Below are 22,051 nucleotides of genomic sequence, written 5' to 3' on the forward strand. Positions count from 1 at the left end.
ACGTCATGAATGCACCCCGTTCTCATACAGGCGTGATCATTTCGCAACCGATTCCGGTCTTGACCGAGACCCATCAATCGCGCACATGATTACGCTCGCGCTCATGGCCGACTCGACTGCTGCTTCGCCGCGCGCCGTGGTGCCGGCCCACGAGGACCGACCGGTGTATGTCATCGGGGGCGGCCCGGGTGGGCTCGCCGCCGCGTACGCACTGCGCGCCCGGGGCGTACGGGCCGTCGTACTGGAGAAGTCCGACCGTGTCGGGGCGTCCTGGCGGCGCCACTACGACCGTCTGCGTCTGCACACCACCCGACGGCATTCGGCCCTGCCCGGCCTGGCGATGCCCCGCTCGTTCGGGCGCTGGGTGGCCCGTGACGACGTGGTCCGCTACCTGGAGAAGTACGCCGAGCACCACCGCCTGGAGATCGTCACCGGGGTGGAGGTCTCCCGGGTCGAGCCCGCTCCGGACGGCACCGGCTGGCTGTTGCACGCCACCGGCGGCCGGGAGCTGACCGGCGGCGCGGTCGTCGTCGCGACCGGCCACAACCACACCCCGCGTGTCCCCGACTGGTCCGGCCGCGAGGACTACCCCGGGGAGTTCCTGCACGCCGGGGAGTACCGCAACGCCAAGCCGTACGCCGGGCGCGACGTCCTGGTGGTCGGCGTCGGCAACACGGGCGCCGAGCTAGCGGTGGACCTGGTGCAGGGCGGGGCCTCCCGGGTACGGCTGGCGGTGCGCACCCCGCCCCATGTGGTGCGCCGCTCCACCGCCGGTTGGCCGGCCCAGTTCACCGGGATCCTGGTACGGCGGCTGCCGGTGTGGCTGGTCGACAGGCTGGCCCGGCCGGTGGCGAGGCTCGGCGTGCCGGACCTGTCCGCGCAGGGGCTGCCCCGCCCCACCGCCGGGCTCTACTCCCGGGTCAAGGAGGGGGCGATCCCCGTGCAGGACGTCGGCCTGATCGACGCCGTGCGCAAGGGGCGGGTCGAGATCGTGGCGGCCGTCGACGGTTTCGAGGACGGCGAGGTCGTCCTCGCCGACGGCAGCCGGATCGAGCCCGACGCCGTGATCGCCGCGACCGGGTATGTCCGCGCCCTGGAGGGGCTGGTCGGCCATCTCGACGTCCTGGACGCCCGGGGCCGGCCGGTGGTCCACGGCGCCCGCTGCCCGCGCAACGCCCCCGGCCTCTACTTCACCGGCTTCACCAACCCCATCAGCGGAATGTTCCGGGAACTGGCCATCGACGCCGAGAAGATCGCGAAGGCGGTGGCCCGCCGGCTGGGCAGGGCCCGCGCCGCCGCACGCTGAGCCGGGCGCGGCCGCGGTCCCGTTCAGGCGAGCGCCGGCACCCCCGCCGGACGCCTGCGGATCACCAGCGCCATCAGGGCCGCCGCCGCGCACAGCGCCCCCGACGCGTACCAGACCACGTCGTAGGAGCCGAACGTGTCCCGGGCGACACCGCCCAGGAAGGCGACCAGGGCCGCGCCGACCTGGTGGGAGGCGAGCACCCAGCCGAAGACGATCGCACTGTCCTGCCCGTAATGCTCCCGGCACAGCGCCAGGGTGGGCGGGACCGTGGCGACCCAGTCCAGGCCGTAGAAGACGATGAAGAAGACCATCGGCGGATGGACGGTCGGGGCCAGCAGGATCGGCAGGAAGAGCAGCGAGACGCCGCGCAGGGCGTAGTACACGGCGAGCAGCCGCCGCGGCTCGAAGCGGTCGGTGAACCAGCCCGAGGCGATCGTGCCCAGCACATCGAAGACACCGATGACGGCGAGCAGCGAGGCGGCGGCCGTGATCGGCATGCCGTGGTCGTGGGCCGCCGGCACGAAGTGGGTCTGGACCAGGCCGTTGGTGGAGGCGCCGCAGATCGCGAAGGTGCCCGCCAGCAGCCAGAACGGTCCGGTGCGCACCGCCGAGAGCAACACGGTGACGGTCCGGCGGGCGGCGCCGGTCACGGGTGCCGGCCGGGGGACGAACTCCGTGGCGCCGTAGGGCTTCAGGCCCACGTCCGCCGGATGGTCCCGCAGCAGCAGCCAGACGAAGGGGATCACGGCGAGGGCGGCCAGGGCGACGGTCACCGACGCCGGGCGCCAGCCGTGGTGCTGCACCGTCCACGACAGCACCGGGAGGAAGATCAGCTGACCGGAGGCGGAGGCGGCCGTGAGGATGCCGGTCACCAGGCCGCGCCGCTCGGTGAACCAGCGGTTGGTGACCGTCGCCGCGAAGGCCAGCGCCATCGAGCCGCTGCCCAGGCCGACCAGCAGGCCCCAGCAGAGCAGAAGCTGCCAGGCAGCCGTCATCCATACGGTGCTGCCGGCGCCCAGGGTGATGACGGCGAGGGCCACGGCCACCACCCGGCGGATGCCGAAGCGGTCCATCAGGGCGGCGGCGAAGGGCGCCGTCAGTCCGTACAGCGCGAGATTGACGGAGACCGCGGCGCCGATGGTGCCGCGCGACCAGCCGAACTCCTGGTGCAGCGGGTCGATGAGCAGTCCGGGCAGGGAGCGGAAGGCGGCGGCGCCGATGATCGTCACAAAGGTGACGGCGGCGACGAACCAGGCCCGGTGGATGCGGTGCGGCCTGGCGTCGGTCCGGGTCTCGTCGACGACCACCGTTTCGGTTGTCTGGGGCACGTCCTAGAGCATCCCGTCCCGGAGCGGCACGATCGAGTGGCCCGAAGGACAGCATTCGCTAGGATCGGGCCATGACCCGAGAGCCCGCGTTCCGGCCGCACCGTGTCGTCGTCCTCGCCCTCGACGGGCTGCTCCCCTTCGAACTGGGCATCCCGCACCGGATCTTCGGGCGCCCCAGGGACGCCGAGGGACGGCTGCTGTACGAGGTCGTCACCTGCTCCGTCCGCCCCCCGGGCCCGGTCATGACCGACGCCGACTTCTCCATCCAGGTGGAGCACGGCCCGGAGGCGCTGGCCACCGCCGACACCGTCGTCGTCCCGGCCTCCTACGAGCTGGGACCGGTCTTCGAGAAGGGTGTGCTGACCGAGGAACTGGCCTCGGCGCTCGCCCGCATCCGGCCCGGCACCCGGCTGGCCTCCATCTGCACCGGCGTCTATGTGCTGGCGGCCGCCGGCCGCCTCGACGGGCGGCCCGCCACCACCCATTGGGCGGAGGCCGAGCGCTTCCAGCGACTGTTCCCCCGGGTCCAGGTCGACGCCGATGTGCTGTTCATCGACGACGGCGACGTCCTGACCTCCGCCGGGGTGGCCGCCGGCATCGACCTGTGTCTGCACATGGTGCGCCGTGACCACGGCACCGCGGTCGCCAACGAGGTGGCCCGCCGCACGGTGATGCCTCCGCACCGGGACGGCGGTCAGGCCCAGTACATCAAGCACCCCGTGCCGGACCCGCAACGGGCCACCACGACCGCCGCCCGCGCCTGGGCGCTTGACCGGCTCCATCAGCCCATCCAGCTACGTGACATGGCGGACCAGGAGTCCATGTCCGTCCGCACCTTCACCCGCCGCTTCCGGGAGGAGGTCGGCGTCAGCCCCGGTCAGTGGCTGACCCGGCAGCGCGTCGAACGGGCCCGCCAGCTGCTGGAGTCCAGCGATCTGTCGATCGACCAGGTGGCGCGGGACGCCGGGTTCGGCACCGCCCAGTCGATGCGGCAGCACCTACAGGCGGCGCTCGGGGTCACCCCCACCGGGTACCGGCGGACCTTCCGCACCAACGGCGGGGACGGCGCTGTCGACGGTCGCTCCCGCGTCGCCGTGGCCGTCAGCCGCTCCCGCGGCACCGGAGCCGGGCTCCGGTCCCTCGCCGTGAGCTGAGGCCGGCCGCCGGGCACGCTCGCCCTCGCCCAGGGCGCCCACCACCGTGAGCACCAGGGTCAGGGCGACGCCCGCCAGGATCGCCGTCGAGGGGGCGACGAAGGGGAGGAGGGCGCCCGCCAGGGAGCCGGTGGCCGCATAACCGACGCCCACCGCCGCATACATCACCGAGTACCCCGCCGCGAGGGCGCTGGGCGGGAGCACCTCACGCAGCGACAGATTGCGGGTGACCAGCGCCCCCGCCTGGAGCACGCCGGCGAGGACCAGCGCGACGGCCGTCCAGGCGGTGTGCGGTATCAGCGCGGCCAGCGTCACACACACCGAGAGACCGCACATCAGCACCACGCTGCGGATCCGCAGACTGCCCGGCCAGGAGCGCAGCCCGTACAGGAACGCGCCCACCGCCGCGCCCAGGGAGAGCCCCACCAGCAGCGGGCCCGACCAGCCGACGGAGGTACCGCGCTGTTCCAGCAGGGCGGGCAGGACGAGTTCGGCGAGCGAGAGCAGGGCCAGGCTGGCCGCGCCCGTCACATACACCGGCCAGGCCCGGGCGAGCAGCCGGGACATCGACAGTCCGCCGCGGTCCCCGGGGTCCGCCTCCCAGCCGGGCGGCAGCAGCCGGAGCCCGGCGACCGACGCGGCCATCAGACCGGCCGCCAGCAGCAGGGGCAGCCGGGGCGCGACACCGAGGGCGAGGCCGGTGACCGCGGCCGGGGAGACGGCCCAGAGGCCGGACATCAGCATCGACTCGGCGGACAGGGCCTGGGCGACGGCGCGTTGCGGGACCAGGGCGGTGAGCAGGGTCCGCAGACCGCCGGGGGCGGCAGCCGGGGCCCCGCCGGCGAGGAGGGCGAAGGCGCCGAGGACCACCGGATGCGCGGCCGGGAACACCCCGAGCCCCGCGAAACCGACCGCTCCGGCCGCGAGGCCCGCGGCCAGGTGCGGGCGGGCGCGATCGGGGCGCATACGCATACCGAGGAGGGGGGCGCCGATGATCTCGCCGATGACATACGCCGCGGCCAGGGCCGCACCCAGGGTGTAGCCGCCGGGGCGGTCACGGGCCAGGAAGACCAGGGCGAGGGGCGCCATGGCGACCGGCAGCCGGGCGCCGACGGACACCACGGCCCAAGTGAGAACCGACCGGGAGGCCATGTCGCGATATGTCATGCGTCCGAAGGTAGGGGACCCCACTGACATCGATGCTGATACTCAGGTTCCGGTGGTCGTGGCTCTGCCACTGACTGACGCCCTGCTGGGCTGTCTTCCCACTGTTCTGTCCGGCCGCCGGGACCTGTTCTCATGGCTCCGGCCGGGCGGAACATGACCTGATAGGAGCTTGGTCAGAAGCCCCCTCGATGTCCTGTCTGCGCCACCCGGCCGGCGCCCACCTTCGGCTGGGAAGGCATCATCAGCATGACATCAGCGGTCGTAGACGACACGGCGGACCAGGATGTGTTCGGCGGGGTCGACTCCCATGCCGACACCATCCACGTCGCGGTCATCAGCGACAACGGCGGTCACCTCGCCGACGCCGAGTTCACCACCACCGGCGCCGGATACGCCGCGGCCCTGGCCTTTGTGGCCGCCCACGGCCACGTGATCGCGATCGGGGTGGAAGGCACCGCCTCCTACGGCGCCGGCTTCACCCGCGCCGCGCGCTCGCACGGCCACCAGGTCGTCGAGGTCAACCGGCCCGACCGGGCCGAACGCCGCCGCATCGGCAAGTCCGATCCCATCGACGCCTACGCCGCGGCCCGCGCCGCCCTGTCCGGACGGGCCTCCAGCGCCCCCAAGGACGACACCGTCGCCGGCATACGCGCCCTGCACAACGCCGCCCGCTCCGCCGTCAAGGCCCGCACCGCAGCCCTGAACCAGATCGGCCACATCCTCATCACCGCCCCCGACACCGTCCGCGCCAAGTACGGGCAGCTCAAAGGAACGGACCGCACCGACGCCCTGGCCCGACTGCGGCCCTGCGGGGACGCCGTCCACACCGCGGTCCTCACCGCGCTCAGGAGCCTCGCCCGGCGCGTCAAAGAACTGACCGCCGAGCACGAAGCCCTGACCAAGGCCCTGGACAGCGAGGTCACCGTCCACAACCCCGGACTGCGGGCCTCCTACGGAGTCGGCCCCGACACCGCCGCCCAGCTCCTGCTCACGGCGGGAGGCAACCCCGAACGCATGCGGACCGAGGCGGCCTTCGCGGCCCTCTGCGGAGTCGCACCCGTCCCCGCCTCCAGCGGCCGGACGAACCGGCACCGCCTCTCACGAGGCGGCGACCGGGCCGCCAACGCGGCCCTCTACCGCATCGCTCTCGTCCGTATGTCCCACGACTTGCGCACCCGCGAGTACGTGACACGACAGACCACCGCCGGCCGGACGAAGAAGGAAATCATCCGGTTGCTGAAACGGGCCATCGCCCGGGAGATGTTCCGTTGCCTGACCACCACGGTCGCCGTCCCCGGCATCGCCGACCTGCGGCCTCTGCGGCAGTCCAGGAACATCACGCTCACCGCCGCAGCGAAGCACTTCGGCGTCTGGCCGGCCACCATCTCCACCCTCGAACGCGGAATCCGCCGAGACGACGACCTCGCCCACGCCTACCGCAACTGGCTCCAAGCCGCTTGACAGCAATAGGAGCATCAGCGGCCCATGGGGCGTCCGCGCCTGTGGACGGTTCCGGCCGCTTCCTGAACGCCAGTTCGGCCCATATCGCCCTCCCGGCACGACCCGTCCGCCGTCTTCGCCCTTCGTTCTCGCCCTTCGGCCTGACCCTTCACCCAGGAGCAGTTGACCCCCCGCGATCCGCACGCCTCTCCGGGGAAACTCGCCAAAAGTTATCCACAACCTGTGGACAGAGAAGCCCGCACGCACTCCGGCCACCACCCGCCGGAAGACTTCCGCTCGAAGGCGGGTCGGGCGGCGGCGCGCCCCCCTCTCGACCGCACCCGACCGGGAGGCACCCCCACCTCACCCCGGGCACGGCATCGCGCGCCGCCATCCGGCTCGGCGTACCCGCCCTGCCCCTCGGACGGCCACCATGGACCGCCCGCCCCTAAGGAGCCGACGCCGAATCACGGTCCGCGCTGCGCCGAGGATTCCCGCCATCGGGCCCCTCGACGTCCCCTCACGGCGAACCGCTGACCCCAAGCGTGATCAGACGGACACCGACCGTCAACAGCCCCCGAGGAGTTCATCGCTTAAGCCCCTTATGTGACGGCGCGCACAGAAGCACGGCCCGGCGCACGGACGGCATCCCACCCCGATGGGGCGGGGCTCACGCGGTCGCACGGCCGGGCGCATGCACCCCCGTCGCGACCGCCGGAGCGCACCCGGACCTCCCGGGCCGTCCGGATCTCCCGAAGTCCCCGGATCCCCCGGACCTCCGATTCGCCCCGGACCTCCTGGATCCTCCGAAGCCCCCGACCTACACGGTGCCGTACGCGAACTCCGCAGCCGTCGCGTCCACCCGGCAGACCGCGGCCACTGCGGCGGCCCCCGCCGCACAGCGGTCCACCTCGCACCAGATGCGCTTGCCCACACCCTCCGGGTCCCAGCCCCAGCGGTCCGCGAGTCCGTCGACCAGCTCCAGACCCCGGCCGCCCGTCTCGTCCCCCGTGGCATGCCGGGGCGCCGGCGGACGGGCGCTGGCGTCGGCCACCTCCAGCCGGACCATGCCGGCCGGGGCACCCGAGGCGTCGTCCCTGACACCCGTGAGCAGCAGCCGCAGCACGGCCGGACAGCCGGTGTGCACCACGGCGTTGGTGACCAGTTCGGAGACGAGCAGCACCAGCGTCTCGGCCAGCGGCTCGTCCGCCCCTATCCCGGAGCCGGCGAGCCGCGAGCGGGCCCAACGACGGGCCCGCCCCACCTCAGCGGGGTCGGGCCGGATCTCCAGCTGCACTTGAAGCACCTGCACCGCTCACACCATCCGAACCGGCGGACACATCGCCTCGCGCCCCACAAAGGCCACGATCGTGGTCATCGTCTGCATGGCAGGAACCAGGATCACGCACCGTGATTCCCTTGCACGACAGCATGGTTGACGTACAGTCACCCCAACAAGCGCTTCGGGCATATTCCAGCGCGAAGGAGTACGCCTGCGGCATACTGTGCGACGCTTGCCGTGGCGAGTCGAACAGGCGGGCTCGAAGGCCCGCCGTGCCCTGCGAGCCGGGCGCATCGCCGAATCCGGCGCCGCCACAGGGGCCGCACCGGGCTGGCTCGGACTCGGAACCGCTCGCACCCCACACAAGGTACCGGAGCCCCCTGCCGACTCCGGTCTGTGACAAGTCACACCCAGGACACAACCCTGTATCAGCGCCCCGTCATACTGGACGGCTACATTCCGTGACATCGATGGCCGTCCGAGGGGCATCGCGCCTGAACAGCGGCCCTTCGGGACGCGCTCCCCGGCGGACCCACGGACGCCGTTCCCTCACGCTCCGCAGCCGATCCGGTGCATCGAGTCCCCTTCCGTGCGTGCCCGAGGAACAGTTGTGCTTCCGGCTCCCAGGTGACATCCGGCCCCGGGCACGCACGGGGTGAGCGCTATTCGGAGACGGTGAAGTAGCGCGCGACCGCGGCCACGATCTCGGCCTCGCCGACCCTGTCGTCGCCGTCCGCGTCGAGGGCCGAGGCGACCGCCGCGGCGATGTCCTCGCGCACCCCGAGGGCCTTCAGGACCCGGGCGGTCTCCTGGACCGTGGCCGCGCCGTCCCGGTCGCCGTCCGCCACGGCCAGCGCCGCGTGCAGAAAGGGGCGGGCGATCTCCGCGAACCGATCGGGGTTGTCGCGCAGTCGCTTGACCGCGCCGCCGACGAACTCCTCGCGGGTGATGCGCTGGTCGCCGTCCCGGTCCGCGATCCCGGCCATGCCCTGCCAGAACGCCTCGCCCCCGGCATACAGGGCCTGCCCCTGCTCGGACCGGGCCGCGGTGCCGAACTCGGCGAGGACCGCCTTGGCCGCCGCGCTGAAGTCCTCGCGGTCGATATAGCCGTTGCGATCCTGGTCGAAGGTGGCGAAACGCGCGGCGATCCTTCGCTCGTACTCGGTGCTGACCATGTGTTCTCGGGCCGCCTCACGTGACGTCGGGGGGTTTCTGGCACGGAGCGTACGACGCCGGGGACGTCCGGAGAGACGGAAAACGACGCTTGTACCAAGACCGCGGGAATTCCCGGACAACAGTGTGGCTGTCCTGCGTCTTTGTGATGATCTTGCTGTGCCGCGGCCACGGGGCGGGGCCAGATGTCTTCCGGGTGTCTCCGCACGGGGCGGCGGAGGGGGCTCGCGAAGGGCCCGGGGGCGGGAGGCGGTCCGTACGGTTACGCGGACAGGGGCCTGGAGTCGTCCTCGGTGGCGGATGTGACATCCGGACGGACGTCGAAGAGCCGGCGCACGCCCAGCGCGGCGAGGACCCGTTCGACATGGGCGCCCTGGGTGCCGTTCCGCCCGGGCAGGATCAGTCTGAGCCGGCCCCGGCAGGAACGCATCAGCCGACGGGTGGCGATCAGCACGCCGACCCCGCTGGAGTCGCAGAAGACGACCTCGGAGAGGTCCAGGACGAGGTCGTGGCGGCCGTCCGCCACCGCGTCGTGCACCCGTCGGCGCAGCACCGGCGAGGTCAGCAGATCCAGCTCGCCCGCCACCCGGAGCACGGCCCATCCACCGCGCTCCTCGAAGGTCACTTCGAGCGTCACCGCCACGCCTCCCGCTTGCGACCCCTGACCGGACTGTCCGGCCGGAACGGAATCGGTTCCTACGTTTCCTTCAGCGCGGCTGCCCCGACGCCCCTCCATGAAACACCGAACTGTCGATCGAATGCGCGTGGCAGATGAGCCAATCCGGCAGGCCTCAGGCGAAAACCACCGTCCGCCGGCCGTTCAGCAGGATCCGGCGCTCGGCGTGCCACTTGACCGCGCGCGCCAGTGCCTGGCACTCCACATCGCGGCCGATCGCGACCAGCTGGTCCGGGGTCACACCGTGGCCCACCCGCTCGACCTCCTGCTCGATGATCGGGCCCTCGTCGAGATCGGCCGTCACATAGTGCGCGGTGGCCCCGATCAGCTTCACCCCACGCGCATGCGCCTGGTGGTAGGGCTTGGCCCCCTTGAAGCTCGGCAGGAAGGAGTGATGGATGTTGATGATCCGGCCGCTGAGCTGCTTGCACAGATCGTCCGAGAGCACCTGCATATAGCGGGCCAGCACCACCAGCTCGACATCCAGCTCGCGCACCAGCTCCAGCACCCGCGCCTCGGCCTCCGCCTTGGTGTCCTTGGTCACCGGGACATGGTGGAAGGGAGTGTTGTACGAGCCCACCAACTCGGCGAAGTCGGTGTGGTTGGACACCACGGCCGCGATCTCGGCGGGCAGTGCGCCGGTCCGGGCGCGGAAGAGCAGGTCGTTCAGACAGTGTCCGAACTTGCTGACCATCAGGACGACACGCATCTTCTCGTCGGCCCGGTGGATCTGCCAGTCCATCTGGAAGGAGTCGCCGATCGCCGCGAAGCTGGCCCGCAGCTTGGCCACCGTCACCGGCGGCTCCGCCGAGAAGTGGACCCGCATGAAGAACAGTCCGGTGTCGTCGTCGCCGAACTGCTGGCTGTCCACGATGTTGCAGCCGGTCATGAACAGATAGCTGGACACGGCGTGCACGATGCCCTGCTTGTCCGGGCAGGACAGGGTGAGGACGTACTGGTCGGCGGGGGCCGCGGGCCGGGCGGACTGCTCAGTCATGCAGGCCAGCGTCTCACGTCCGGGCCCGCCGCGGACGGCTGTCCCGCCACCCGGACGGCGCGTGCCCCGGCGTCACCCGGACGGCCCGGGATCCGCACCGCCCGGGCGCCGGGCCGGCCGTGGAAAGGGGCCGTGTGAACCGGGTCACGCGGACCGCATCACGCGGACCGGGTCAGGATCCGCAGCACCTCAAGGGACTGCGGCGGGACGTCCGGGTCGTCGCCGTCGCTCATCGCGAGCCGCACATGGGCGTCGCGGGCCGCCCGCAGCGCGTCCGGCCATCCCTGGTGGTCGAGATAGGCCTGCACCGGCGCGTCCGGGCCGACCTGGTGCATGATCCGCAGCACCCGCAGCACGGCGGTGTCGACCAGCGCCGCCTCCTGCGAGTCACGGAAGATCGTGCCGACGTACTTCTCGGCGGACCAGTTGTCCAGCCAGGTGTCCTCGACCAGGCGGTACACGGCGTCGGTGACGTCGCCGTACCCCTCGACACCGGTCAGCCAGACGTCCCGTTGGAACACCGGATCGGAGAGCATGTGCAGCGCGGAGCGCACATTGCTGCGCCAGCGCCACCATGGCATGTCATTGAGTGGCATGCCGCCCATGGTGGAGGAGCGACGGCCGCGACGGGAAGAGTTCTCCGAACCTTGCACGGTCACCGATCGTACGGTCTCCATGATCTCCGGATCATCTGGCCCCGTAATTCACCCCTGTGTCACCTTTCGTTGATCATCGGTCACATTCGGGTTAGTGGTGTAACGGAATCGTGTGGGTCCATGACCGGCAGGCGACGCATGTCCTCCCCTACCAGCTCCCGTGTTCCGGGCACCTCCCGGACCAGGGCGATTCCCCGCGTCAAGGCCGCCCTGTTCTCGGTGGGCGCACTGGTGGCCGGCGCTTCGCTGGCCGTGGCCTGCGGGGTGGTCCCCGGTGTCCCGGGGGGCTCCGGGGACGAGACCGTGACCGTGATGACCTGGGCGCCGGAGAAGACCAAGGCGACCAACAAGCCGGGTATGCCGGCGATGGCGAAGGCGTACGAACGCTGGGTCAATGCACACGGCGGCCTCGGCGGCCGCAAGCTCCACGTGCTGACCTGCAACGACCACAACGACTACATCGGCGCCGCCAAATGCGCCCGCCTCGCCGTCAAGGAGAAGGTGGTGGCGGTCGTCGGCTCCTACAGCCAGTTCGGCTCCTACACCCTCTCCCCGCTGGAGTTGGCGGGCATCCCCTACATCGGCGGCTACGGACTGACCGACGTCGAGTTCAAGAGCGTGCTCTCCTACCCCGTCAACGGCGGTCAGCCCGCGCTGCTGGCCGGGCTCGGCGAGGAACTGGGCAAGAGCTGCGGCCCGGTGGCCCTGGTGCGTCCCGACACCGTCGCCGGCGACCAGCTGCCCGTGCTGCTCGACTCCGGGCTGAAGGCCGGGAATCACGCGCCGGCCGAGGATGTGCGCGCGGCCGAGGAGGCCACCGAGCTCGACGAGCAGGCGCGCCGGGCCCTGGCGAGGGCGACCGGGAACCCGCAGGGCAAGGGGTGTGTGGTGCACGCGCTCGACGAGCGCACCAATACGTTCATGGACTCCTTCCGGCGTCTGAGCGGGGACTACCCGGCGGTGCGCACCGCCTCGGTGCTCGGCAGTGTCGACCAGTCGCTGATCGACGCCTCGGGCGGTGCCTCCGGCCCGTACGAAGGGGCGTATGTCAGCGGCTGGTACCCGGACGCGGGTGACTCGCGCTGGGACGGGATGAGGAAGGTGATCCGCGAACAGGCCTTCGGCGACAACCGGATCGACCCGGCGGACGCGGGCGTGCAGACCACCTGGATCGCCTACACGGTCCTGAGGCAGACCGTGGAGTCGCTCGGCGGCGGTGAGGTGTCCGCGCGCACCATCCGCTCGGCCCTCGACAGCGGTCTGCAGATCGACACGGGCGGACTGACGCCGCCCCTGCGCTGGCGCTTCCAGGATCTGACCGCCGTCGTCGACTTCCCCCGGCTGGTCAATTCCGATGTGACCCTGCAAGTCGTGCGCCGCGGGCGGCTGGTGTCGGCCCGCCAAGGGTTTGTGAATGTGGCGAAGACCCTGGAGAGCACGGCCCGGTAGGGCCCCCGCGCGTCACAGAGAACGTCGAAGCGGTGTGCGCCGCCACCCGGCCGGGAGGGCTCGGGGCGGCGGCGCACACCGCCGTGCTCACAGCTGGGTCGGCTGGCGCTGGGTCAGGCCGTACTGCTGGGCGATGGTGTTCCACAGCCGCGCGGCCTTCTCCTTCTCGGCGGTGGCCGTGCCGCTGGCCTTGTTGCCCTCCGCCGTCTCGCCGGTGGGGCGCGCCTGGCCCTTCTTGCACGCCTTCTTCTGGCCGGCGACCTGGTCGGCCCAGGCGGCGTAGTGGTTGTCGGCGGACTCGGACGCGCGCCAGGCGTTGGTGAGCGCGGTGGTCAGCTCCTCGTGGTCGGGCAGCTTGTCGACACCTATCTGGGACAGCCGGGTGACCAGCTCGTTGCGCTGCTTGGCCGCGTCCCGCAGATCGTTGGCCGCCTGGCCGAGGTTCTGGCACCCCTTGATCTCGTCGACCGCCTTGATCACCGCGCCGCGGCTGTTTCCGCTGTCGGCGAGCAGCTTGTCCAGCGCCTCGGCCTGTCCCTTGGCCGGATCGGCACCCTCGTCCTTCTGCTGCTCGGGAGCGCTCTCGGCCGGAGCGGTCGCCGCGACGGAGGTGCTGTCGTCGTCCTTGCGGTCGCTGCCGTCGCCCCCGCTGAGCAGGGCACCGGCCCCGATACCGAGGACGACGATGCCGATACCGGCGGCCGCCAGCAGCGGCACCCGGGAGGAGCCACGGCCGCCGCCTCCGTCGCCGCCGCTCCGCCGGGCCGCCGCCCGGCCGCCCGGCGCGTCGTCGAACTGCGGCAGATTCTGGGTGGACTCGGCGGCACCCGCGTCATGGCGGAACAGATTGTCGAACTCGGCCGGCGTCTGACGGTCACCGCCCGCCGCGTCCTGGCCCGCCCCGTACGGCGCCGGTCCCGGCTGACCGCCGGGCACGGGCGGCAGGTACTGGGTGGCCTGGGCGTCGGGATCGGCGCCGGGCCGGGGGCCGCCGGGGGCCCCGTGGAAGGGCGTCGCACCGTCCGCGGGGCTCTCCGGCGGCAGCGCCCCCGGTCCCACCGGCGGGATGTACTGCGTCGCGCCCTCGTCGGCCCCGGCGGGCACCGGGGGGATGTACTGCGTGGCGGCCTCGCCGACGGCGGGCGGCAGAGACGCCGCCCCCTGCTGGTGGGCGCCCGACTCCCAGGACGGCTGTGCGCCCGGGGCTCCCCACTCCGCCCCCGGGGCCGCACCGGGCTGCTGGGGCGCGCCCCACTGCTGCCCGGCGTCACCGTGCCAGTTCTGGGCGGGCGCCGACTGGGCGGACTGCCCCGGGCCCCACGGCTGGCCCCAGGCCTGGCCGCCGGCGGGAACGGCTGAACCGCTTGCTGCGGGCTGCTGGCCCGGCAGCAGGGGCTCGCCGCCGTCGGAGGGCAGCACGATGCCTTCGTGCGCGGGCCGCGCCGAGGGCTCCTCGCCCTGTCCACTCTGCGTCACCGGGACTCCTACGAATGGGGGACCTTCGGAATCGTCGGCCCACGCTACCGGGTCCCCCGAGCCGCATGCCACGCAGCACAGGGCGTGATCTTGTACCCAGGTGACCGGAGTAACAAAACCAGGACGCGAAGCGCTGTTTAAAGCCCTCCCCATTCACGCACCCGTCAGCCACCCTTCGTTCCCCGGGCCTTCACATCCCCGTGGGTGTGCCGTAAGGGTTCCGGCCGCAGCCCCTGGCGGCGGCTCCGGCCCCGGCGCTACGCCGCCGCCATGTCGAGCCGCGCCCCGAACTCCCGTACCGCCGCCTCCTCCCGGTACGGCTCCAGCCGCTGCCGCAGGTCCTCCAGATACTCGGCCCCGCGGTCGGACCGCAGCGTGCCGAGCAGTTCCACCGCCTTCAGACCCGTGTGGCAGGCCTGTTCGACCTCGCGCCGCTGCACCTGGGCCGTGGCGAGCAGCACATGGCCGATCGCCCGGCGCCGGGCCCGGGACTCGGGGTGTCCGGCGAGCGCCTCCTCCGCGTACCGCGCCGCCGCCTCGCCCTGTCCCAGGTCCCGGTGGCAGTGGGCCAGTTCGTCCGCCAGATACGCCCGGTCGAAGTGGGCGATCCAGGGCGGGTCGTCCCCGGACGACGCCTCGGACGACTCCAGCGCGGTGAGCGCCCGCCCCGACGCGAGCTGGGCCGCGCGGGCGTCGCCCAGCAGCGCGTGTCCGCGCGCCTCGGCGGCGTGGAACATCGCCTCCGCCCGCGGTGTCACCCGCCCACGGGCGCCCTCCTGGGCGGCGCGCGCCAACTGCGCGATCTCCCGGGGGTTTCCGAGCTGGGCCGCGAGATGGCTCATGGAGGCGGCGAGCACATAGCCGCCGTAGCCCCGGTCGCCGGCCGCCTGCGCCAGCCTGAGTGCCTGGATGTAGTACCGCTGGGCGAGTCCCGGCTGCCCGGTGTCCACGGCCATGTACCCGGCGAGTTCGGTCAGCCGCGCGACGGCGGCGAAGAGTTCACGTCCGACGGCGTCCCGGTAGGAGCCCGCCAGCAGCCCCGAGACGACGCTGTTGAGGTAGTGCACGACGACCGGGCGGACATGCCCGCTGCCGAACCGGTGGTCCAGGTCGACCAGCGCCTGGGTCATCGCCCGCACCGCGGCCACGTCCGAGGGACCCACCCGGGACCCTGCCGAGCGCGCGATCTGCGAGTCCGGGGTGGAGATGAGCCAGTCACGGCTCGGTTCGACGAGCGCCGACGCGGCGACCGAGGAGCCGGAGAGGAAGTCCCGGCGTCCGACGTCGCTGCGCCACAGCTCGCAGACCTGCTCTATGGCGCCGAGGACCGTCGGCGAGAACTGCAGGCCCACGCCCGAGGCGAGGTTCTTGCCGTTGGCCATGCCGATCTCGTCGATCGTGACCGTGCGCCCCAGCTTGCGGCCGAGCGCCTCGGCGATGATCGCCGGCGCCCGGCCCCTCGGCTGCTGCCCCCGCAGCCAGCGGGCCACCGAGGTCTTGTCGTAGCGCAGATCGAGACCGTGTTCCGCGCCGCACATGTTGACCCGGCGGGCGAGCCCCGCGTTGGAGCAGCCCGCTTCCTGGATGAGCGCCTGCAGCCGTTCGTTCGGCTGTCGCGCGACAAGAGGCCTTGCGGCCATGGCGTACCCCCTGCTTCATGGCTCGGTTCGCCGCACCGAGTCGACGTGTCTTCGGCAGCCGGACCCCGGAGGCGGCAAACGTGCACACCGGGAGGATCCGGACGGGAAGATCAATGCCCCACGGTCATACCTCTGATGCGAGACATGCGAGGTTTGCCGGGGTAAAAGCTGATGGCCTGTCCCTCCGGTGGCTACCCGGCCCCCGCCGCCGTTCCCCGTGCGCGCCCCCGGCCGTGCATCCATGCGCCCCGGCCCGGGAGGCGGTGCTCCTCCCCGCGCACGGGACGGGAGAAGGCCCCGCGCCCCCGCCCTCCCGGAGCGGGAGAGGGGCCCGGACGGCGGCGTAACCCCCGGTCACGGCGGGAGTTGAGTTCATCGTGGAAGAGACCATCGCGGGCCCCGAAGCCGCCCGCATCCCGAAGCAGCGCGGCGATTCGCTCCCGGAGGCCGCCGTACGTTACGCCGAGGAACGCCACTGGGACGTGTTCCCCGGGACCTGGCTGGAGGCCGTGGCCGGGACGCACCGCTGCTCCTGCGGCCGGTCCGGGTGCCCGCTGCCCGGCGCGCATCCGACGGACGACGACTGGGAGGGGCGGGCGACCAGCAGCGGGACCGTCGCCCGGCGGCTGTGGTCCGAGCGGCCGACCGCGTCGGTGCTGCTGCCCACCGGCCGCACCTTCGACGCGCTCGATGTGCCGGAGACCGCGGGCTTCCTGGCGCTCGCCCGTATGGAGCGGATGGAGCTCACGCTCGGGCCCGTGGCCCTCACCCCGGACCGGCGGATGCGGTTCTTCGTGCTGCCCGGCGCGGCGGCGAAGGTTCCCGACCTGGTGCGGAACCTGGGCTGGTCGCTCCCCTCCCTCGATCTGACCGCCCTCGGCGAGGGCTGCTACGTGGCCGCGCCGCCCACCCGTTACGGATCACAGGGCGCCGTGCAGTGGGCCTGCCGCCCGACCCCCGCGAACCGCTGGCTGCCGGACGCCGAGGAGTTGATCTCACCGCTCGCCTACGCGTGCGGAAGATCCCGTTAGGGCGGGTGTGCGCCCGGCGGCACGAGCGGTGCCGTCCGCACCCGGGGGTTCCGCCGCGGCGGTCGCGCCCGCGAGGCAGGGCTTTCTCCGGCCAGGGCCGAAAGGAAGCGCGCCCCCGTAGGCTGCTTCATATGAACGAGGGAGCTGGGGCGGGTACGGCCGCCGTACGGGTGCAGGGGCTGTGGAAGCGGTTCGGGGAACAGATCGCCGTCGCCGGGATCGACCTGGAGCTGCCCGCCGGGCGGTTCATCGGGCTCGTCGGACCGAACGGGGCCGGGAAGACCACCACCTTGTCCATGGTCACCGGGCTGCTCCGGCCCGACCAGGGCTCCGTCGAGATCGTCGGTCACGACGTCTGGCGCGACCCGGTCGAGGTCAAGGCCCGCATCGGGGTCCTGCCCGAGGGGCTGCGGCTCTTCGAGCGCCTCTCCGGGCGCGAACTCCTCGCCTACACGGGCAGGCTGCGCGGGCTGCCCGGCCCCGAGGTCGACAAGCGGGCCACCCAGCTCCTGGACGTGCTCGACCTGGCCGGGGCGCAGCACAAGCTGGTCGTCGACTACTCGACCGGTATGCGCAAGAAGATAGGCCTGGCGGCCGCGCTGCTGCACAACCCGGAAGTCCTCTTTCTCGACGAGCCCTTCGAAGGCGTCGACCCGGTCTCCGCGCAGACCATCCGCGGCGTCCTGGAGCGGTACACCGCCTCCGGCGCCACCGTCGTCTTCTCCTCCCATGTGATGGAACTGGTCGAGTCGCTGTGCGACTGGGTGGCGGTCATGGCCGCGGGACGCATCCGCGCGCACGGCCCGCTCGCCGAGGTCCGCGGCGATGCGCCCACCCTGCAACAGGCGTTCCTGGAGCTGGTGGGCGCGGGCGGCCGCGCCTCCGGCGCCGATCTCGACTGGCTCGGCGGCGGCGCCCGATGACCACCGTCGACCCCACCGCCGTCCTGGTACGGCTGAAGCTGTCCCTGCTGCGCAACGGGCTGCGGCAGTCCGCCGGACGGCGGGCCGTCTACATCACGTCCCTGGTCTTCGTGCTGCTGTACGCCGCGCTGCAGCTGCTGGGTCTGTTCGCCCTGCGCGGCCATGCGCACGTCGGCGCCGTGGTGGTGCTGCTGGTCGAGGTACTGGCGCTCGGCTGGGCGGTGATGCCGCTGTTCTTCCCGAGCAGCGACGAGACCCTCGACCCGTCCCGTCTGGTGATGCTGCCGCTGCACCCGGGCCCCCTGGTACGGGGCCTGCTGGTGGCCTCCCTGGTCGGCATCGGCCCCCTGTTCACGCTCTCCCTGCTGGCCGGTTCGGCGATCGCCACGGCGCACGGGGCGGCCGCGTACGCCACCTCGGTCGTCGCCGTCGTGCTGACCCTGCTGATCTGTGTGGCGCTGGCGCGCGCCGTCGCCACCGCCAACATCCGGCTGCTGAGCAGCCGCAAGGGCCGCGATCTGGCCGTGCTGAGCGGGCTCGTCGTGGCGGTCGGCCTGCAGTTCCTCAACTTCGGTGTGCGTCGCCTGGGTTCGGGCGGGCTGTCCCAGCTGGAGCCCGTGGGGCAGGTGGTGCGCTGGGTGCCACCCGCCTCCGCGATCGGCGCCGTGGACTCCGTCAGCCGCGGCTCCTACGGGATCGGGGCCGCCCAACTCGCGCTGAGCGCGGCGGCGCTGGCGGGACTGCTGGCCCTGTGGTCGCGCAGCCTGACCAAGGTGATGACCACACCCGACGCGTCCACCCTCCAGGCCGCCGAACCCGCCTCCGGGGAACGCTCCGCGAGGAATCTGTCCGGGCTGCTGCCCGCGGGCCGCGCCGGCACGGTGATGGAGCGCAGCCTGCGCTACATCTGGCGCGATCCCAAGACCAAGGCGGCCTGGGTGACCTCGCTCGCGATCGGACTGATCGTGCCGGTCTTCAACGCCCTCCAGGGCGTCGGCTCCCTCTACTTCGTCTGCATCGCGTCCGCGTTGCTCGGCCTGCAGATGTTCAACCAGTTCGGGCAGGACACCTCCGCGTTCTGGATGGTCGCGATGACGATCTCCTCCCCCCGGGACGCCTACGCCGAACTGCGCGGCCGTGCCCTGGCCCTGCTGCTGATCGCGCTGCCGCACCTCGCCCTGGTCACCGTGGTGATGACCGTGCTGCTCGACGCCTGGGCGAAGGTGCCCGGAGTGCTGGGGCTGTCCCTCGCCCTGCTCGGCGCGATGCTGGCGACCGGCTCCTGGGCCTCCACCCGCTTCCCCTACTCCGTCCCGCAGGAGGGCTACCGGAACGCGGCCCCCGGCCAGGCCGGACTCGTCTGGGCCTCCTTCCTCGGCGGGATGATCGCGGCGGCCCTGCTGACCTCGCCGGTGATCGCGGCGGCGATCTGGCTGAACGTCGCCGCGGGCGGCGAGCGCTGGACCTGGCTGCTGCTGCCCGTGGGCGCCGGCTACGGCGCGCTGCTCGCCCTGCTCGGCCTGCGCCTCGCGGCACCGCGGGCCGCGCGGCGGCTCCCGGAGATCCTGGCGGCGGTCAGCAAGGGCTGACGCCCGTGACGCATCGTCCCCGGTGGTGACGGCCGGACACCGGCGGGGACGGTGAGCCGGACGGTGCGGGCTCCGGAGGCACAACGATTTCGTCCCATCTTTTCCGAAGCGCATGTGGGCTGCGTCACGTTCGAGTTGAATGACGGCAAGTCAGCGGACGGACGCGCCGTCTCTGCGGACGCGGCGGCCAGGGGGTTCAGGTGAGTGCTACCCGGCGTAGGGGGACCACGGACGAACTGGGTCCGGGCGAGCCCCCGCGGGACGGTTCGGACCTTCTCGCCGCGCTCCTCGACGGAATGGACGCGGCCCTGTGCGCCTTCGACGCGAACGGGGTCGTGACGCACTGGAACCGCGAGGCCGAGCGGATCCTCGGATGGTCGGCGGCCGAGGCGGTCGGGCGGCACGGGTTCGCCGGCTGGGCCGTGCGGAGCGCCGACGCCCCGGAGGTCGAGGCGCGGCTGATGTCGGCGATGCAGGCACCCGGACGGCAGGTGCACGAGTTCGCGCTGCTCACCAAGGCGGGCGGACGGGTGCTGGTGCGGACCCAGTCCGCGGCGGTGCGGGGACCCGACGGACGGCCCGCCGGGATCTACTGCGCCTTCAGCGAGGTCCACACCCAGATCGACCTGGAGCGGTCCATCGCGCTGAGCGAGGCCCTGTTCGAGGACGCCGGCTGGGGCGTCGTGATCGTCGACGCCGATCTGCGGCCCGCCGTGGTCAACGCCCATGCGGCGCAGGCACTGGGCATCGGCCGGACCGCGGTGCTCGGCCGGCCCCTGGGGGAGCTGCTCTCGGGGGGCGTGGAGGAACTCCAGGGCGCGCTGACCCATGTGCTCGCCGAGGGCGCCCCGCCCGCTCCCGCCGAGATGTGGGTGAGCGTGCGGACCCCGGAGGGCGACCGGCGGCGGTGCTGGCGCAGCGGTTTTCTGCGGCTGTCCTCGCCGCTGGCGGAGGAACCGGTGCCGCTGGGCGTGGGGTGGCTGTTCCAGGACGTCACCGAGGCCAGGCAGACCGAGCAGGAGGCGGCGCTGCTGCGCTTCCGCACCAACCAGCTGCACCGCGCCGCGCGGGCGGCGGCCGAGTGCGAGGACCCCGGGGAGGCGGCCACCGTCCATCTGGACTTCGCGCTCGCCGGGTTCGCGGACCATGCGCTGATCGACCGGGTGGCGGACGGTACGGCGGCCGACGGCGAGGGTCCGGTACGGCTGGTGCGGACCGCGGAGACCCCGTCCGGGGCACCCGGGCCGAGCGTGCTCGCCGGGAAGGCGGGGCTTCCGGTGCGCTATGCCGAGGGGCATCCCGCCGTGCAGTGCGTGGCCCGCGCCGGTTCGGTACGGGCCTCCGCCGGCGAGGTCGACCCGGAGCGGGCGCGCGCCTGGGCGCTGGCCCGGCAGTGGCCCGGGGAGGCGGTGCACGCGCTGTGCGCGGTGCTGCGCAGCCGGGGCCGGACGCTGGGGGTGGTGACCTTTCTGCGCGGGGCGGGCCGCAGCCGGTTCGAGCGGCCCGACGCGGTGTACGGGGAGGATGTCGCGGTGCGGATCGCCGCCGCCCTGGACCTGGCCGGCACCGGCGCACCGGACGACGCACCGGGGACGGCGCCGGAGGCGTAGCGCGGGCCCGGGACCGCCGGACGGGACGGACCGCCGGGGAGCTACTCCTTGCGGTAGAAGATCCGGTCGCCGTACTCCCGGAACACCCGGCTGTTCCACTCATGGCCGCCGTCGACGTTCCCCGACCGCAGCAGGGGCGGTTCGATGCCGCGGTCCGCGAGGACACCCGCGGCCGTCGCCATGACGGCCTGGAGCAGCGCCGTGGTGACGACCGTGGAGGCGGGGGCGAAGGGGGCGGGGACGGTGTCCAGGTCGAGTTCCGCGTCGCCCACCGCGATCTTCGAGTCGAGGACCAGGTCGCAGTGGTCCTTGAGATAGGTGCCCGAGGCGTGCCGCGACGTGGTCTTCAAGGCATAGGCCAGCGAGGTCACCCCGACGACCCTGATGCCGAGCGCGCGGGCGTTCATCGCCATCTCCACGGGGAGCGCGTTGCGGCCGGACAGGGAGATGATCACCAGCAGATCGCCGGATCTGAGCGGGCTGCAGTCGAGGACCGCGCTCGCCAGTCCGTCCACCCGCTCCAGCGCCGAGCCCAGGGTCGCGGGCATCACATCGACGCCGACCACCCCGGGGACGGTGAGCAGATTCATCAGGGCGAGACCGCCCGCACGGTAGACGAGGTCCTGCGCGGCCAGCGAGGAGTGCCCGGCGCCGAAGGCGAACAGCCGGCCGCCGGTGGCGACGGTGTCCGCGATCAGGGTGCCGGCCGCCTCGATCTGCTCCGCGTCCTCGTCCCGCACCCGCCGCAACAGCTCGATCGCCGCGTCGAAGAACCGTCCGGCCAAGGCGCTTGCGCCGTCCCGCGACGGACCGCCACCCGGCTTTCCGGCTCCCGGCTCCCCCGCACTCGGCTCCTGGCTCATCCGCGACGCCCCTTCGAAGTCTCGGTGTCCCGTTCCGCCGGACGGCGACCGCGCGGCGGCCGGGTGCCGTCGCCCATGACGGCCCGTGTCGCGGATCACGGTGCGGTCCCGACGAGTGGGATGTCAATACGACGCGGAGGCGGGGCGTGTGCGGTGTGCGCCGCGCCGCCCGGGACCGGCGATCCCCCCGGGTTCGCCCACCACACCCCGGTTGTCAGCGGGATGCGTCAGAATTGAGTCCAGGGCCAGCGCACGCGCCGGTGAGCCGTCGAGCCTCCGGCACATCTCATC

Annotated in this window: 17 protein-coding genes and 1 pseudogene; 8 read left to right on the forward strand and 10 right to left on the reverse strand. The window is 72.6% G+C overall.

Annotated features, from left to right (window positions below):
* The first annotated feature begins 103 nt into the window (after positions 1 to 103).
* A complete protein-coding gene (locus tag CP978_RS15235; RefSeq protein ID WP_043441219.1) occupies positions 104 to 1,306 on the forward strand; it encodes a flavin-containing monooxygenase in 1,203 nt (400 codons plus the stop codon).
* A 23-nt stretch (positions 1,307 to 1,329) separates the two neighbouring features.
* On the opposite strand, the gene CP978_RS15240 is transcribed toward CP978_RS15235, so the two are convergent.
* On the reverse strand, positions 1,330 to 2,634 hold the full coding sequence (locus tag CP978_RS15240) for an MFS transporter (RefSeq protein WP_043441221.1): 1,305 nt from the start codon (positions 2,632 to 2,634) through the stop codon (positions 1,330 to 1,332).
* A gap of 71 nt (positions 2,635 to 2,705) precedes the next feature.
* Here CP978_RS15240 and CP978_RS15245 point away from each other — a divergent pair, with 71 nt between their 5' ends.
* Positions 2,706 to 3,788, forward strand: coding sequence for a GlxA family transcriptional regulator (locus CP978_RS15245; RefSeq protein ID WP_079162154.1), 1,083 nt, complete (start codon positions 2,706 to 2,708; stop codon positions 3,786 to 3,788).
* On the opposite strand, the pseudogene CP978_RS15250 reads toward CP978_RS15245, so the two are convergent.
* Positions 3,711 to 4,955, reverse strand: a pseudogene (locus tag CP978_RS15250) (MFS transporter); the annotation flags it as partial. The gene CP978_RS15245 and the pseudogene CP978_RS15250 overlap by 78 nt on opposite strands.
* Positions 4,956 to 5,201: 246 nt before the next feature.
* Between CP978_RS15250 and CP978_RS15255 the strand changes: the two are divergent.
* The gene (locus CP978_RS15255) at positions 5,202 to 6,416 is read left to right on the forward strand and encodes an IS110 family RNA-guided transposase (RefSeq protein ID WP_043438800.1); all 1,215 of its coding nucleotides are present in this window, start codon (positions 5,202 to 5,204) and stop codon (positions 6,414 to 6,416) included.
* Between the two features lie 799 nt (positions 6,417 to 7,215).
* On the opposite strand, the gene CP978_RS15265 is transcribed toward CP978_RS15255, so the two are convergent.
* The 5 genes from CP978_RS15265 to CP978_RS15290 form a co-directional block, all read right to left on the reverse strand.
* The gene (locus tag CP978_RS15265; RefSeq protein ID WP_174498638.1) at positions 7,216 to 7,707 is read right to left on the reverse strand and encodes an ATP-binding protein; all 492 of its coding nucleotides are present in this window, start codon (positions 7,705 to 7,707) and stop codon (positions 7,216 to 7,218) included.
* Between the two features lie 632 nt (positions 7,708 to 8,339).
* On the reverse strand, positions 8,340 to 8,852 hold the full coding sequence (locus tag CP978_RS15275) for an EF-hand domain-containing protein (protein ID WP_043441228.1): 513 nt from the start codon (positions 8,850 to 8,852) through the stop codon (positions 8,340 to 8,342).
* 260 nt (positions 8,853 to 9,112) lie between these two features.
* Positions 9,113 to 9,493: an STAS domain-containing protein gene (locus CP978_RS15280; RefSeq protein WP_043441231.1), complete on the reverse strand. Its 381-nt coding sequence runs from the start codon at positions 9,491 to 9,493 to the stop codon at positions 9,113 to 9,115.
* A 148-nt stretch (positions 9,494 to 9,641) separates the two neighbouring features.
* Complete coding sequence (gene purU, locus CP978_RS15285; RefSeq protein WP_043441233.1) at positions 9,642 to 10,523, reverse strand: formyltetrahydrofolate deformylase; 882 nt, start codon at positions 10,521 to 10,523, stop codon at positions 9,642 to 9,644.
* A 158-nt stretch (positions 10,524 to 10,681) separates the two neighbouring features.
* Positions 10,682 to 11,182 (reverse strand): SCO4402 family protein, encoded by a 501-nt coding sequence (locus CP978_RS15290; RefSeq protein ID WP_079162157.1) that lies wholly within the window; start codon positions 11,180 to 11,182, stop codon positions 10,682 to 10,684.
* Positions 11,183 to 11,299: 117 nt separating this feature from the next.
* Between CP978_RS15290 and CP978_RS15295 the strand changes: the two genes are divergently transcribed.
* On the forward strand, positions 11,300 to 12,628 hold the full coding sequence (locus CP978_RS15295; RefSeq protein ID WP_043441238.1) for an ABC transporter substrate-binding protein: 1,329 nt from the start codon (positions 11,300 to 11,302) through the stop codon (positions 12,626 to 12,628).
* A gap of 87 nt (positions 12,629 to 12,715) precedes the next feature.
* Here the strand turns inward: CP978_RS15295 and CP978_RS15300 are convergent, their stop codons facing one another.
* Positions 12,716 to 14,104, reverse strand: a complete 1,389-nt coding sequence (locus CP978_RS15300) for a hypothetical protein (protein WP_150478230.1) — start codon at positions 14,102 to 14,104, stop codon at positions 12,716 to 12,718.
* A gap of 257 nt (positions 14,105 to 14,361) precedes the next feature.
* Entirely contained in the window at positions 14,362 to 15,744 is a 1,383-nt protein-coding gene (locus CP978_RS15305; RefSeq protein ID WP_043441239.1) for an NsdA family TPR-like regulatory protein, read from the reverse strand.
* Between the two features lie 377 nt (positions 15,745 to 16,121).
* Between CP978_RS15305 and CP978_RS15310 the strand changes: the two genes are divergently transcribed.
* From CP978_RS15310 to CP978_RS15325, 4 genes are all read left to right on the forward strand, one after another.
* Positions 16,122 to 16,775 (forward strand): bifunctional DNA primase/polymerase, encoded by a 654-nt coding sequence (locus CP978_RS15310; protein WP_043441241.1) that lies wholly within the window; start codon positions 16,122 to 16,124, stop codon positions 16,773 to 16,775.
* 131 nt (positions 16,776 to 16,906) lie between these two features.
* Positions 16,907 to 17,698 carry an ABC transporter ATP-binding protein gene (locus CP978_RS15315; protein WP_043441245.1) on the forward strand — a complete coding sequence of 264 codons (792 nt, stop codon included), beginning with the start codon at positions 16,907 to 16,909 and terminating at the stop codon, positions 17,696 to 17,698.
* Positions 17,695 to 19,287, forward strand: coding sequence for a hypothetical protein (locus tag CP978_RS15320; RefSeq protein WP_043441247.1), 1,593 nt, complete (start codon positions 17,695 to 17,697; stop codon positions 19,285 to 19,287). The genes CP978_RS15315 and CP978_RS15320 overlap by 4 nt, the downstream gene beginning before the upstream one ends.
* A 200-nt stretch (positions 19,288 to 19,487) precedes the next feature.
* Positions 19,488 to 20,897, forward strand: coding sequence for a PAS domain-containing protein (locus tag CP978_RS15325; protein WP_043441249.1), 1,410 nt, complete (start codon positions 19,488 to 19,490; stop codon positions 20,895 to 20,897).
* Between the two features lie 41 nt (positions 20,898 to 20,938).
* On the opposite strand, the gene CP978_RS15330 is transcribed toward CP978_RS15325, so the two are convergent.
* A complete protein-coding gene (locus tag CP978_RS15330) occupies positions 20,939 to 21,760 on the reverse strand; it encodes an SIS domain-containing protein (RefSeq protein WP_079162158.1) in 822 nt (273 codons plus the stop codon).
* Positions 21,761 to 22,051: the final 291 nt, after the last annotated feature.

Source organism: Streptomyces nodosus, assembly GCF_008704995.1.
Taxonomy (GTDB): domain Bacteria; phylum Actinomycetota; class Actinomycetes; order Streptomycetales; family Streptomycetaceae; genus Streptomyces; species Streptomyces nodosus.